Annotated in this window: 1 protein-coding gene; it reads left to right on the forward strand. The window is 49.0% G+C overall.

Going from position 1 to position 243, the window contains the following annotated elements:
- Window positions 1–243, forward strand: a 243-nt coding sequence (locus IL45_RS15055; RefSeq protein WP_036579342.1) for a hypothetical protein, incomplete at both ends; no start/stop codon positions are given.

A 243-nucleotide genomic window follows, 5' to 3' on the forward strand; every position in this document is an offset into this window, starting at 1 on the left:
GCAAGCAGCAGATTGTGATGGAGATGGAGATTCTAACGGAACCGATCCAGACCCAACAGATCCATGTGTGTTTACAGCCGGAAGTACAGCAGATACGAGTAATGCAATCTGGCAAGCTGCCGATTGTGATGGAGATGGAGATTCTAACGGAACTGATCCAGACCCAGCAGATCCATGTGTATTTACAGCAGGAAGTACAGCCGATACGAGTAATCCAATCTGGCAAGCCGCCGATTGTGATGG

This window comes from Nonlabens ulvanivorans, assembly GCF_000732625.1.
GTDB classification, from domain to species: Bacteria; Bacteroidota; Bacteroidia; order Flavobacteriales; family Flavobacteriaceae; genus Nonlabens; species Nonlabens ulvanivorans.